The sequence below is a fragment of the Pseudomonas sp. SWRI154 genome, from assembly GCF_014268645.1.
Classification (GTDB): domain Bacteria; phylum Pseudomonadota; class Gammaproteobacteria; order Pseudomonadales; family Pseudomonadaceae; genus Aquipseudomonas; species Aquipseudomonas marvdashtae.
This window is the reverse complement of sequence record NZ_JABWQW010000003.1, coordinates 193,710-207,343: the sequence shown is the minus strand read 5'-3', so window position 1 is coordinate 207,343 and position 13,634 is coordinate 193,710. Positions and strand designations below refer to the sequence as shown.

The window sequence follows — 13,634 nt, the reverse complement described above, 5'->3', positions numbered from 1 at the left end:
CCCTCATTGCCATGAACGGTGGTAGGCACCCAATGTGGTCTGGCTGCCCTCGGACAGACCGGCCAACACCTGGCGCCATTCTTCGCGAACCCGGAAGCGCTGGGGCGCGGCCTGGTGCGCATCCAGCGCGGCGCGCCAGACCCGGGTCACTTGCTCGACGTAGGCCGGGCTGCGCTGGCGACCTTCGATTTTCACCGCCTCGACGCCGATGGCCGCCAGTTCCGGCAGCAGGTCCAGCGTGTCGAGGCTGGTGGGTTCTTCCAGCGCATGGAAGCGCTTGCCGCCCACCAGGAAACGCCCCTTGCACAGGGTCGGGTAGCCGGCCGGTTCTGCGGGGGTGTAGCGGTCGATCAGCACCTCGCTCAAGCGCGCGCTCAGCCCTTGGGCGTCCTCGCTCCAGCGCACCGCTTTGGCCGGCGAGCAGACGCCGCAGAGGTTCGGCGATTCGCCGGTCACGTAGGAAGACAAGTGACAGCGACCTTCGGCCATGATGCACAGGCTGCCAAAACCGAAGACTTCAATCGGCACCGGACTGCCCGCCGCCACCTGCCGCACCTGGGCCAGGGACAGCACACGCGGCAGCACGGCGCGGCGGATGCCGTAGCGCTGGGCGTAAAACGCCAGGGCCGCCGCGTGGGTTGCCGAGCCTTGTACCGAGAGGTGCAGCGCCAGCCGTGGGTGTCGTTGGCTGGCGTAGCCGAGCACGCCGGGGTCCGCGGCGATGAGCGCATCCACGCCGAAATCGGCGGCGCGATCCACGGCGCGCTGCCAGCGCTCCCAGCCCTTGGGTTGCGGGTATGTATTGACCGCCACGTAGAGTTTGCGTTGATGCTGGCGGATGTGCGCAACCGCCGCGTCGAACTGTTTGTCATCCATGTTCAACCCGGCGAAATGCCGGGCATTGGTGTCATCGCGAAAGCCGACATAGACGGCATCGGCGCCTTGGCGCACCGCCGCTTTGAGGGCTGGCAGATTCCCTGCCGGGCAAACCAGTTGCATGGGGCATCCTCATCAGAAAACGCAAGCGCCGCCAGTCTAGCCAGCCCGGCGGCGGTGACCTTGACGGAGGTCAATTGCCGTCAATGCATCAGGCTCGTGAACGGCAAGTACATCACCTGGTCGTGCTTGTGCAGTTGCGCCTCACGCTCCACCACCGCCAGCCCATCGGCCCAGCACGCGGCCGTCAGCATCGCCGAGCTTTGCTGGGGATGCAGTTCGACGCACAGGTGTCCGTCTGCACCGGGAACCAACCTGGCCCGCAGATACTGCCGACGGTGGTTGCGCTTGAGCCAGTCAAACCCGGCGGGTACCTGCAACGGCACGGGCAACACGTCGCGCATGCCCTGGGCGCGGAACAGGAACGGACGCAGGACAACCAGTGCGGTGATCAGCGCCGCCGAGGGGTTGCCCGGCAGGCCGATCCACGGCTTGCCTTCAACGTCACCGAACGCCAGGGGTTTGCCCGGCTGGATTGCCAGGCGCCAGAGGTCGAGATGCCCCAAGGCCTCGATGGCGTGCTTGAGATGGTCCTCCTCGCCCACCGATACGCCGCCCGAGGTGATCAGCACGTCGCATTCGGCTGCGGCCAGGCGCAACGCTCGTTGACTGGCCAACAGCTGGTCAGGCATGACACCAAGGTCATGAACCTCAAAGCCCCACCCGCGCAACAACGCCGCCAGGCTATGACGGTTGCTGTTGTAGATCTGTCCCGGCGCCAATGGCGCTCCCGGTTCACGCAACTCGTCGCCGCTGCTGAGCAAGCCCACCTGCAACGGACGAAAAATTTCCACCCGGGCGATGCCCGCGCCGGCCAGCAACCCCAGCTCCTGGGCACGCAAGCGAGTGCCGACGCCGAGCAAGCGATCGCCCCGGCGCAGCTCTTCGCCTTCCTCGCGAACATGGTCGCCGCGATTGGCCGCCGGCAACCAGATATGCCCGTCATCGACCCGACAGCTTTCCTGCGGCACGACCGTATCGGCGCCCGGCGGCAACGGCGCACCGGTGAAGATACGCACGGCCTGCCCCGCCTGGAGTGGCTCGCCCGGCCCATCGCCCGCGGCGATCCTTCCGGCCAACATCAGGTATCCACCGCCAGCCGGCAGGTCAGCGGCCCGCACGGCGTAGCCGTCCATCGCACTGTTGTCCCAAGCCGGCAGATTCATGGGACACAAGACATCGCTGGCCAGCACCCGCGCCAAGGCCTGATCCAAAACCACCCGTTGCACCGGCGGTGGCGGCGGCGCCTGGTCAAGCAGATGCCGGATCGCTTCGTCCACCGGCGTCAACATGCCGCTGTCACACACGCCGCCGCTCATGCGCGTGTCTCGCAGGCTGTCGGAGCGACACCGTCCTGCGGCTTGAGGTGCGGGGTGAAATTGCACGGCCCGGTGCGGCTGTCCAATTGCCCGGCCAGGATCTGCCCCCAACCGGTCCGGCACGCGCCCGGAGAGCCCGGCAGGCAACACACCAGGACACCGTTACTCACGCCCGCCAAGGCACGGGACTGCAGGGTGGACATGCCGATCTCAGCCAACGACACCTGACGGAACAGTTCGCCGAAGCCATCGACATGCTTGTCGAGCAATGGCGCCACCGCTTGCGGCGTATTGTCGCGCGGGGTGAAGCCGGTGCCGCCGGTCATTAGGACCACCTGCACCTTGGGGTCGGCGATCCACTGCGAAACCCGCGCGCGGATTTGATAGATGTCGTCCTTCACCAGCCCTCGGTCGATCAGTACATGACCGGCGGTTTGCAGCAGATCCGCCAGGGTCTGGCCCGAAGTATCGGTGGCGAAGGTACGGGTGTCGCTGATGGTCAGCACCGCGATATTCAGCGGTTGGAAAAGGCGTTGCGTCAGATGGGCCATGATCAGCCGTCCTGTCAGAAAAGATGGCCCAGCCTGAACCGCAATCGGTGCCGGGCCTATTCCTCCATGGAGGTACCTCCCTCGGTGCTCAGGGCGCCAGGCGACTGCGCTGCCAAAGGCCGCCGTGCAACCGATAGTCGAGACGGTCATGCAGGCGGTCAGCGCGGCCCTGCCAGAATTCAAGTCGCTCGGGCTGCAGGCAATAGCCGCCCCAATGCGCGGGACGCGGAACCGGTTGCCCGGCGAAACGCTGTCCGACTTGCGCCAGCAAAGCCTCCAACGCGGCACGATTGTCCAGTGCACGGCTTTGCGGCGAAGCCCAGGCCCCCAGGCGACTGGCGACGGAGCGGGAACGGAAGTAGGCGTCCGACAGCGTCGGGTCAAGCTTATGGACCTGCCCTTCGACGCGTACCTGTCGCTCAAGGCCCGGCCAGAAAAACGTCATGGCGGCCCAAGGATGGGTCGCCAGGTCCCGCCCCTTGCCGCTGTCATAGTTGCCGAAGAACGAGAAACCTTCTTCGCCGAAGCCCTTGAGCAACAGGATCCGGCAATGCGGTCGCCCCTGCTCGTCCACCGTCGCCAGGGCCATGCTGTGGCTTCCACCGGAGGGCTTTCGGTCTCGCGGGCCTGTTGCATCCAGAGACTGAACAGGATCAGGGGATTCTCCGGTGCCTGGGCTTCGTCCAGCCCGTCACGGGTGTACTGGCGGCGCATGTTGGCCAGGGAAAGGGGCATGAACGATGTCTCCACTGTGGGTTTGGCCCCAGTGTGGTGTCGGCAGCGTTCGCTGGCCTTGATCGTTGTCAATGCCGGTTGTTGCATCGAAGTGACAATACGGTTGTGCTGGCGCTACTTGAGCCCCAACCGCCGCGCCAGTTTATGCAGGTTGCTTGGGTCGATCTCCAACAGCCGCGCGGCCCCCGCCCAGTTCTGGCCGCAGCGCTCCAAGGCCTTGAAGATGGCTTGCCGCTGGCAGTCGTCGACCGTCGCGCTCAAGGGCCGCAACGGGGCGTCAAGCGATTCCTGCGGTGCGCAGACCGTGGCCGTGCTGGCATTGACGTCCAAGTCGAGCACTTGCGGCTCCAGGGTCATGATCAGGCTGCGACTGGCGCCACGGCTCAGTTGTTTCAACGCCGCTCGGCTGATCACGTGCTCCAGCTCCCGCACGTTACCGGGCCAGGTGTAGGCCAGCAGCGCCTGCTCGGCGGCTGGCGACAGGCGCAGCCCGCGCAAGCCCAATCGCGTGCGGTTAAGTTCGAGGAAGTGCCCGGCCAGTATCAACACATCGTGGCCGCGCTCGCGCAGCGGCGGGATTGGCACTGGATAGACCGATAACCGGTGGTACAGATCGGCCCGAAACAGCCCGTCGCGAATGCTGTCGGGCAGGTGCCGGTTGGTCGCGGCGATGATCCGTACGTCAACGTGCAATGGCTTGTCCGCCCCCAGGCGCTGGATCTCTCCGTTCTGCAAGGTACGAAGCAACTTGGCTTGCACGGTCAACGGCAATTCGCCTACTTCATCGAGAAACAGCGTGCCACCGTTGGCCGCGTCGAAGCGCCCGGCGCGGTCGGTCGTCGCTCCGGAAAACGCGCCTTTGACGTGGCCGAACAATTCACTTTCGGCCAGGGACTCGGGTAACGCCGCGCAATTGACCTGCACCAAAGGCTTGTGCCCGCGCCGGGAAAGACGATGCAAGCGGCGGGCAAACAATTCTTTGCCAACCCCGGTCTCGCCCAGCAACAGCACGGGCAGTTCGGAATCGGCCAAGACGTCCAGTTCGTTGAGCAATTGCTGCAAACCCTCGCTGCGCCCGAGGATCTCGCCCTCCTCGGCTGGCAGGCGCAGGTCCGTCTGGTCGCTGCGCGACGCCCGCAGGCTGCGGTTCTCCTGCTCCAGCCGGGTGACCCGCAGCGCCGCCTCGATCTGCAACGTACAGCGCTTGAGTTCCTCCCGGGCGCGGCTGTCGAAGGTGCCGGCGTGCAATGCATCCAGGGTGATCGCCCCCCACAGGCGTCCTTCCACATAGAGGCTCACGCCCATGCAATCGTGCACCGGCAACGGCTCGCCGACGTGGTGATCGAGCAGGCCGTCGTAAGGGTCCGGCAGGCGGCTGTCGGGTTCGAACCAGGTCGGCTCACGCGATGCCATGATCGCCGCCAGGCGCGGGTGCTGGGCGATCACGAACCGACGGCCCAGCGCTTCGTGCACCAGGCCCACGGTCGCCACGGGCCGGAGGCTGTCGTCGTCCAGACGGAGCAAACCGACGGCGCCACTGTTGAAATATTCGCGCAGGGTCTGCACCAGGCGCTGCAATCGCACGGCATTGGGCAGCTCGACAATCAGGTCGGCGGCCAGGCTTTCACGCAGCATGGTAGTGATGACCCTCCAGGGTTCGTTTGACCCCTCGCAGCCAAGGTGAAAATCACCTTGTCATGAATTTATCTATTTACTTTCAAGCAGTTGAACCCTGGCACGGCGACTGCAATGCCCGTTCATCTGTCCCTTCCGGGATTCAACCCAAGGAAACATGATGAGCCTCGACCTACTTGAACAAAGCCTCGGCCAACTGGCCTGCGATATTCCCGGCGCTACCCGGACTTTTCATCACTACAACCTCGACTTCTGTTGCGGCGGACAAAAGACCCTGCGCGAAGCCGCACTGGGAAAAGGTCTGAACCCCCTGCTGATCGCCGACGCCCTGCGCACCCTGCAAGCTGCTGGCGAGCTGGGCCACGACTGGCGCAACGAGCCTCAGTCGCGGTTGATCGCCCACATCCTCGAACGCTACCACGCCCGCCATCGCGAACAACTGCCAGAACTGATCCGCCTGGCCCGGCGTGTCGAGCGGGTGCATGGCGCGCGGCCCAGTTGCCCCAACGGTTTGGCCGACCATTTGGCAGACCTGTACCAGGAGCTTGAAGGCCACATGCTCAAGGAAGAACAAGTGCTGTTCCCGATGTTGCAACAGGGCCTGGGCGAGCGAGCCTCGGCGCCGATCCAGGTGCTGCGCTACGAACACGACCAGCACGGTGAAGCCTTGGAAACCATGCTCGCCCTCACCGACCAGATCACTCCACCGGCCGACGCCTGCAACACCTGGCGCGCGCTGTATCGCGGGCTGGTGGAGCTGCGGGATGACCTGATGCAGCATATTCATCTGGAAAACAATGTGCTGTTTGTCAATGCGATGAAGCCAGTGCATTGATTGAAAACACCGCAGCCGTACCGGTTGCGGTGTTCACAATCAGGGGTTCACAACCAGGGGTTCAAAACCAGGGGTTCAAAACCAGGTGTTCAAAACTGCCAGTAGAACATCCCCTTTGCCAACACCACGATCAGTAGCATGTGCCCGAGGATACTACGCCGCAGCCAACAGCCCCGGTTCGGCGTCAACCGGCCGCGCTTGAGCCAATAGGCCAGCCAGACGTAATGCCCGACGATGCTCAGGGCTAGCAGGATCTTGAAACTCAGCAGCAGGCCGAAACTGCTGTCCAGCGGCTGCGCCAAGGCGCCGCGATGGTGCCAGGCCAGGCCGATGCCGGCGCCGTACAGCACAAGCACGACGCCATGCAGTACATGCCGTGAACGCTTGGCGATCGCTTGGTCGGCAGCCTCGCGGGTGTCCTGCGCCAGCGGCCGGCGAGCGGCCTGCCAGATGATCACCTCGAAAAACAGCGTGCCAATGAAGGCGATGGCCGCCAATAGATGCGCGACCAGCAAGACCCCGTACATTATCGATCATCTCCGTGCGGCCGATTCATCCAGGATGCCCATCCACCCGCGCCTGCAGCAACATCGGGCCATAACGCCAGGCGTACAGGCCAAACGCCAATAACCAGCACAGGCCCGCCAGCCAAAGCGCGGGCAGCGGCAAGAGCAACCCCAGTAGCACCCGACTGAAACACGCCAGGTTCAAGAGGATGAAGGCCAGCGTCATGCCCGTCGGCGGCTCGAGTGGACGCCCGGTATGGCCGAGGCTGACGCGGGCGATCATCGCCAGGATCAGTCCGGCCATGGCGCCGATGGTCAAGGCATGCACCGCCAGGCTCGGGTTCAGCGGCGCGCCGAAGTGCCACAACGCCATGCCCAGGCACGCCACGGCCAGCCAAGCGTAGGCCAGGTGCAACGACCACAACAGCGGCACCCGCCACAAGTCCCGGTCATGCCAGCGCACCAGACGAATCCCGTGCCCAACCGCCAACGCGGTGAACAACAGGCCGACCCAGACGCTGGCCGACAATGCCGGACCGAAGGCATAGAGCAACGCCACCAGCGCCGAACCCGCCAGCAACAGGCGGTCGAGCCACGGCCAAGGGGCCACACCGTCGACCCGACCGAGGCCACGCTGGGTAAAGAACGGAATCACCCGCCCGCCAATCAACCCCATCAGCGCCGCTACCAGCCACAGGCCGGTGAGCACGCTTTGACGCTGCAGGCCTTCGTCGTGCTGTACCAGGCCGTACACCGACAAACCATCAGCGGCGGCCAACAGCAGCAATACCAGCACGATCGGGTAATTGCGTTGCTGCCGCGCGCGCCACAACGTCAGGCCCATCAGTGCTGCCACGGCCAAGGCAAAACCCATTTCCAACGCCATCAGCAAAGGCCAGGGCGCATCGGCCAGCCAGGCCAGCCGCGCGCCCAGCCACAGCAACGCCAGTGCGGCCAAGCGCTTGCCGCTGAGCCCTGGGCTGCCCGTCCAGGTCTGCACCGCCGTCAGCAGGAATCCGGCGATGATCGCCAGGCCGAAACCGAACAACAACTCATGACGGTGCCAGGCCAGCCAGCCGCCGGCCGGTTGCCAGGCCGACAAGCGCCCGGTAAACGCGGCGAGCCAAAAAGGAATGGCCAGCAGCGCTAGCACGCAACCGGCCAGAAAGAACGGCCGAAACGCCAGGCGCCACAGCGGCGCGATGGCCATGGCCTTGCGACGGTCAAGCAATTGCATACACCACTCCTTTGCCTCGCTGAACCGTCAGCGAGGTACGACAAACCAGGGTTCGAATGATCGGCTATCGACGCCGGCAGGCCTTGTCTCAGATCAAGCCAGCGCGTCGGCGACCTCCCGTCTCGAACAGGCACTTGCAAGGGGCTTGCCGAACGGGATCATTGTGGGAGCCGGGCTTGCCCATGAAGAGGCCAGAAGCCATTGCGCAAACGCTTGGATTGACCACCCGCCGACCCGCACCGCCGCTTTCTCAACCGGCACAGCGATAACACTCAATTGGCGATCAAACTTGACGAACGGATCGAGGCCAGAGGGGATTCCGTGTTGCGAAAACATCAGCACCTTTTGTCGGATATTGACGTCGACCTGTCAGTCCTGACAGTAGACCACCCGCCATTTGTGGCGCCCAATCAGGTGGCGCTGCGATCTCCAATGTCCGGCTCCACGGGCAGGGTCAAAAGCGCTTGTGACCGGAGAAAACAAAGATGGAAAATGTGGATGATTTAGTCGATTTCGAAGATGGAAGGCACGGCTGGGAAAATGATCTTGGATCTCTGGATGGGACACTCGAAGAGGAAGACACCCCAACAGGCAAGAATACTTTCTGGTCCGGCAGGCTGAAAGCGAAATACCCCCAAGAAGAGTTTGAGATTTCTGCTTCTCTCGCCAAGATGTTTTTCTTTTCTGGCGAAGGGCAGCAGGACGGGATGTTTAGTATATCTTTCGACTACCGCGTTCATTGGCCGGAGCAGGGAGAAGCAATACGGATATATCTCATGGCTTCAGGAGAAGTACCGCTGGGCTATTCCCGTACTTTAATAGATGAGAGAACTCCAGTGGACGAGTGGCTCCAATTTCCTTTATCTAGCCTTTACTACGCCCGTGACAGGATGACCCCTGTCTTGATCGGCGCGCATGGCTCGCTTGAGAACCATGCGTCCTCCCGTAAGATAGACATCGATAACATCAGGGTTGTGGAATTGCCCGTTAAAAAATAGAAACTCACGAACGGTCGCCTGACGTCAAGCACTTGCTCATGTCGACATCGTTGACGGCGACCGTTTCGAAGTCCTGGCGCGTTTCGCCTCGCATTTTGCCGTGCATGGCGGGCCGAAGTTTCGCCGGACGGACGCTTCGTCTATTTCGCCTCCCGGGACGGCTGGATCAGCCTGTACGACCTGCGTAACCTCGAACTGATCGCCGAGGTCCGGGCCGGACTCAATACTCGGAACCTGACGGTGAGCAAGGATGGTCGCTGGGTGCTGGTGGGCAAGGAGATCAAGCGCCTGCCGATGAACAAGCCGTCCGGCAAGTACAACGAGGGCAACAAGATCGAGTTCGCCGAAGGAACCTCGCACTGACCCGTGGCGAGTGTTTGCTAAAGCATTGGTCAAACAACCCATCCCTAGCGCAACCCATAGGAATGGATGCGTCCGTCATTATTGTCGTACCAATTGCCGTGCGCCCAGATCACGCGGTCCTGCGCCGGTTGGAAGCCGAGGATGCCCAAGTAACCTGTGATGGAGAGGCGTTGCCAGGAGCGGCCCCAATCGTTGGAATAGAACACTGCGTCGGCGGAGATGTTCGCGTTCGACCCAAAGTAGAGCCAGCGCGGCGGCTGGTGGTTGCTGGTGGTGTTGATCAGCAGGGTGTTTTGCCCCATCCAGAAATTGCCACCACGAACCTGTGTATCCGATGCCAGCGGTGCAAACACGCTGGGCAGGTCGCTCAAGGGCTTCCAACTGAGTGCGGCGGTGTCCAGTTCGGCAACAACATCTTGCCCACGGTCTCCCAGGTCAATCAGCCCAACCACCCGCCCGGCGTCGTACTGCAGCAGTTTGCTGACAAAAAGATTGTCGTCACGCTGCACGTCGATCACCTGCCACTGCCCTGCCTTGGCTTGCAACCGGGCCCGTGTCGTGACGTTCACCGCGATATTGTGGCTCGCGCCGTCCGGATGGCCTCCCCAGAAACGCTGGGATACCCAGATAAATGCCGTCTGTGTATCAAGCTGCAGGACATGGGTCCGGGTTTCGCCATGTGTGCCTGCGTTAGTGCTCCAATCGGTGATGTCAGGGCGTTTGCCGTGGGCATATTCGGCGGACACCAACAGCGACTCGCGGGCCATTATTGGCGAGCTGTTCGCACCGCGATCGGCGGAGTAAAAGACGCCGGTGGAGACGGCACTCGGCTTCTCTTCATCACCGTATTCATCCACGGCGTCCGGCGTCCCGACCGCCCAGACTTCATTCAAACCGTGGAAATACGGGGCCAGGCTCCAGGCCAGCGACTCGACCTCGGGAAACCAGCCCTTGGTCAGCCAGGTCCAGCGCTGGCCTTGATCATCACTGCGAAGCACCACGGTCTGGCGGGTCTGGTGGGCGTTCGCGGTTTCAGGACGACGAAGGCCCGTGAGCAGGAACACACTGCTCCCGTCGGGGTTGGCCACCAGACAGGCGCTGCCGCTGACATGCGCCACGAGTTGGAATTGCCCTTGGGCGTCGAGGCGGGAAATGAAGGTGGTTTCCCTGTCAGCGTGAGAGAGCGAACTGGCAAAAATCCCGGGCTGCTCCGGTGCTTCAGACTCATCTGACTTGCCATGGACCACCGCATCCAGGTCCACGACGTCCGCGGACGGTTCAAGCTCTTTCGCCTCCCTCTCCAAGCGCGCCACCAGCCAGGTTCCCTGCGGGGTCACCGTCACGCCCGTGCAATACTGCCCCATCGCTCGCAACCGGGTGTCCTTCACCGCGCCCACCTGCTGCTGGTCGGGACTGTCGCCGCCCAGTTCCAGCTTGGCGCTGACAATCATCCAGATGTACCAGAGCGCCGCACCGGCCAGCAGCGCGACAAACAGCGTGGAGAACACTTTGGATCGAGGCATGAGGGGGTCCGTATCCATGGGAAAAAATCTGCAGAGCTTTTCTCATCTCTTTCGCCTGGAGTAAATTTTTATCGCACGGCAAAGCATGAACCCGGTCGCATAATTGTCAGCGCTGTGATCCAGTTCAACTCGCCCAACCTGAACGCCCCAGCGCATTGCACCGACGCACACAAGGAACGCTCAATGCCCGCTCGCATCGGCCCCGAATCAACCGCTTCATTGCCTGCAAGCACTGGGTTCGTCCGGGTGCGAGGCGCCCGCGAACACAACCTCAAGAATGTCGACGTCGACATCCCTCGCGATGCACTAGTGGTGTTTACCGGCGTGTCGGGTTCCGGCAAGTCGTCACTGGCGTTCTCCACGCTTTATGCCGAAGCCCAGCGGCGCTATTTCGAATCGGTCGCGCCCTACGCGCGGCGCCTGATCGACCAGGTGGGCGTGCCGGACGTGGACAGCATCGAAGGCCTGCCGCCAGCGGTGGCCTTGCAGCAGCAACGCGGCACGCCCAGCGCGCGCTCCTCGGTGGGCAGTGTCACCACCTTGTCGAGCCTGATCCGCATGCTCTATTCCCGTGCTGGCAGCTACCCGGCCGACCAACCGATGCTGTACGCCGAAGACTTCTCGCCCAACACGCCGCAGGGTGCCTGCACGCAGTGCCACGGTTTGGGACGGGTCTATGAGGTGACTGAAGCGTCCATGGTGCCCGATCCTTCGTTGACCATTCGCGAACGCGCGGTGGCGGCCTGGCCGATGGCGTGGCAAGGCCAGAACCTGCGGGACATCCTGGTGACCCTGGGTTATGACGTCGACATTCCCTGGCGCGACCTGCCAAGGAGACAGCGCGACTGGATCCTGTTCACCGAAGAAACGCCGACCGTCCCGGTGTACGCCGGGCTCACCCCGGCCCAGACCCGCGAAGCGCTCAAGCGCAAGCTCGAACCCAGCTACCAGGGCACGTTCAGCGGCGCCCGGCGCTACCTGCTGCACACTTTCATGCATTCGCAAAGCGCCCAGATGCGCAAGCGCGTGGCGCAATACATGCGCGCCAGCCCCTGCCCGGCGTGCGAGGGCAAACGCCTCAAGCACCAGGCGCTGAGGGTGACGTTCGCCGGCCTGGACATCGCCGAACTGTCGCACCTGCCATTGCTGGAGTTGGCCGAAGTGCTCAAGGGTGTCGCCGCGCCCGACTACCTGCGCCAGCCTGAAGAACCGGGCGATGTCCTCAGCCACCACCAGACCCGCGAAGCCCGCGAGCAACGTGCCGCCCGGGGCGAAAATCCCCACGCGGGCGGGCCGGACGCGCGCCACACGCCCAACCTGTCCCTGGAAAAACGCCTGGCCGCCCAGCGCATCGCCGCTGAGCTGCTGGAGCGGATCGTCACGCTGATCGACCTCGGCCTCGGCTACCTGGCCTTGGAGCGCAGCACGCCGACGCTGTCCTCCGGTGAACTGCAGCGCCTGCGCCTGGCCACCCAGCTCAACTCCCAATTGTTCGGCGTGATCTACGTGCTGGATGAACCCTCCGCCGGCTTGCACCCTGCCGACAGCGAAGCGTTGTTCGGCGCCTTGCAGCGCCTGAAGGCGGCGGGCAATTCGGTGTTCGTGGTCGAGCACGACCTGGACACCATGCGCCGCGCCGACTGGCTCATCGACGTCGGTCCCGATGCGGGTGAGCAAGGCGGAAAAATCCTCTACAGCGGGCCACCTGAAGGCCTTGATCAATTGCCTGAGTCCCGGACCCGAGCCTATCTTTTCTCGCCAAGTGGCGTCGCCGCGAGCCCCCCGCGTGAACCCAGGGCTTGGCTGCGCCTGGAAGGGATCACCCGCAACAACCTCGAGAATCTGAACGCGGCCTTTCCCCTCGGTTGTTTCACCGCGGTGACCGGCATTTCGGGCTCGGGTAAATCCAGCCTCGTCAGCCAGGCCTTGCTTGACCTGATAGGCGCCCACCTGGGCCAGGCCGGCCCCACCGCCGAGACCGATGAACAAAGCCTGGAAGACGAACCCGTGCAAACCAGCGGCGGCCATGTCACCGCCGGGCTCGATGCGATCAAGCGACTGGTCCAGGTCGACCAGAAACCCATCGGCCGCACGCCCCGCTCCAACCTCGCCACCTACACCGGACTGTTCGACCACGTGCGCAAACTCTTCGCCGCTACCGAACAGGCAACAGCGCTGGGATTCGATGCCGGACGGTTTTCCTTCAACGTCGCCAAAGGCCGCTGCGAAACCTGTGAAGGCGAAGGTTTCGTCAGCGTGGAGTTGTTGTTCATGCCGAGCGTGTACGCCCCCTGCCCTACGTGCCATGGCGCCCGCTACAACCCGCAGACCCTGGAGGTAATTTGGCAGGGCTTGAACATCGCCCAAGTGCTGCAACTGACCGTGGACCAGGCGCTCGAGGTCTTCGCCGGCCAAGCATCGGCGCGGCGCTCGTTGCAAGTGCTGCATGACATTGGCCTGGGCTATCTGCGCCTCGGCCAACCGGCCACCGAGCTGTCCGGCGGCGAGGCCCAGCGGATCAAACTGACAACGGAACTGCAACGCAAGGCCCGCGGCGCGACGTTATACGTGCTGGACGAGCCTACCAACGGCTTGCATCCCCAGGACGTCGATCGCTTGCTGGTGCAATTGAACCGTCTGGTGGACGAAGGCCACAGCGTGGTGGTGGTCGAGCATGACATGCGCGTCGTGGCCCAGAGCGACTGGGTCATCGACATTGGCCCGGGTGCGGGGACGCAGGGCGGCAAAGTCGTGGTCTGCGGCGCGCCGCAGGTGGTCGCGGCGTGTCGGGAAAGCCGCACGGCGCCGTTTCTGGCGAGGGCTTTGCAGCCGAAACACTGAACCGTGGCGAGGGAGCTAGCTCCCGCTGAGTGGCGCAGCCGCCCCAAAACCAGCCACCACGGTGCAACAGGTGAACCCTGCCAGCCGGGTTTACG

General features: G+C 63.6%; 10 protein-coding genes and 2 pseudogenes. 4 read left to right on the top strand and 8 right to left on the bottom strand.

What is annotated here, in order from left to right; genetic code table 11:
- Positions 1-3: 3 nt before the first annotated feature.
- From ubiU to norR, 5 genes and pseudogenes are all read right to left on the bottom strand, one after another.
- Entirely contained in the window at positions 4-999 is a 996-nt protein-coding gene (ubiU, locus tag HU806_RS04475) for a ubiquinone anaerobic biosynthesis protein UbiU (protein ID WP_186610192.1), read from the bottom strand.
- A gap of 80 nt (positions 1,000-1,079) precedes the next feature.
- The gene (locus tag HU806_RS04470; RefSeq protein WP_186610190.1) at positions 1,080-2,315 is read right to left on the bottom strand and encodes a molybdopterin molybdotransferase MoeA; all 1,236 of its coding nucleotides are present in this window, start codon (positions 2,313-2,315) and stop codon (positions 1,080-1,082) included.
- Positions 2,312-2,866: a molybdenum cofactor biosynthesis protein B gene (moaB, locus tag HU806_RS04465; protein ID WP_186610188.1), complete on the bottom strand. Its 555-nt coding sequence runs from the start codon at positions 2,864-2,866 to the stop codon at positions 2,312-2,314. The genes HU806_RS04470 and moaB overlap by 4 nt, the downstream gene beginning before the upstream one ends.
- Positions 2,867-2,954: 88 nt before the next feature.
- A pseudogene (gene pdxH, locus HU806_RS04460) lies at positions 2,955-3,601 on the bottom strand (pyridoxamine 5'-phosphate oxidase).
- Positions 3,602-3,715: 114 nt separating this feature from the next.
- Positions 3,716-5,236, bottom strand: a complete 1,521-nt coding sequence (gene norR, locus HU806_RS04455; RefSeq protein WP_186610180.1) for a nitric oxide reductase transcriptional regulator NorR — start codon at positions 5,234-5,236, stop codon at positions 3,716-3,718.
- 160 nt (positions 5,237-5,396) lie between these two features.
- Here norR and ytfE point away from each other — a divergent pair, with 160 nt between their 5' ends.
- Positions 5,397-6,071 (top strand): iron-sulfur cluster repair protein YtfE, encoded by a 675-nt coding sequence (gene ytfE, locus HU806_RS04450; RefSeq protein WP_186610178.1) that lies wholly within the window; start codon positions 5,397-5,399, stop codon positions 6,069-6,071.
- Positions 6,072-6,160: 89 nt separating this feature from the next.
- Here the strand turns inward: ytfE and HU806_RS04445 are convergent, their stop codons facing one another.
- Together HU806_RS04445 and HU806_RS04440 are read right to left on the bottom strand one after the other, a co-directional pair.
- Positions 6,161-6,598 (bottom strand): CopD family copper resistance protein, encoded by a 438-nt coding sequence (locus HU806_RS04445; RefSeq protein WP_186610176.1) that lies wholly within the window; start codon positions 6,596-6,598, stop codon positions 6,161-6,163.
- A 25-nt stretch (positions 6,599-6,623) separates the two neighbouring features.
- Positions 6,624-7,814: an NnrS family protein gene (locus tag HU806_RS04440; protein ID WP_186610174.1), complete on the bottom strand. Its 1,191-nt coding sequence runs from the start codon at positions 7,812-7,814 to the stop codon at positions 6,624-6,626.
- 485 nt (positions 7,815-8,299) lie between these two features.
- Between HU806_RS04440 and HU806_RS04435 the strand changes: the two genes are divergently transcribed.
- A complete protein-coding gene (locus HU806_RS04435) occupies positions 8,300-8,812 on the top strand; it encodes a hypothetical protein (RefSeq protein ID WP_186610166.1) in 513 nt (170 codons plus the stop codon).
- Positions 8,813-8,849: 37 nt separating this feature from the next.
- Positions 8,850-9,085: pseudogene (locus tag HU806_RS04430) on the top strand (cytochrome D1 domain-containing protein); the annotation flags it as partial.
- A 134-nt stretch (positions 9,086-9,219) separates the two neighbouring features.
- On the opposite strand, the gene HU806_RS04425 reads toward HU806_RS04430, so the two are convergent.
- The gene (locus HU806_RS04425; RefSeq protein ID WP_186610161.1) at positions 9,220-10,698 is read right to left on the bottom strand and encodes a hypothetical protein; all 1,479 of its coding nucleotides are present in this window, start codon (positions 10,696-10,698) and stop codon (positions 9,220-9,222) included.
- Between the two features lie 183 nt (positions 10,699-10,881).
- Between HU806_RS04425 and HU806_RS04420 the strand changes: the two genes are divergently transcribed.
- Entirely contained in the window at positions 10,882-13,539 is a 2,658-nt protein-coding gene (locus HU806_RS04420) for an excinuclease ABC subunit UvrA (RefSeq protein WP_186610159.1), read from the top strand.
- The last annotated feature ends 95 nt before the right edge of the window (positions 13,540-13,634 follow it).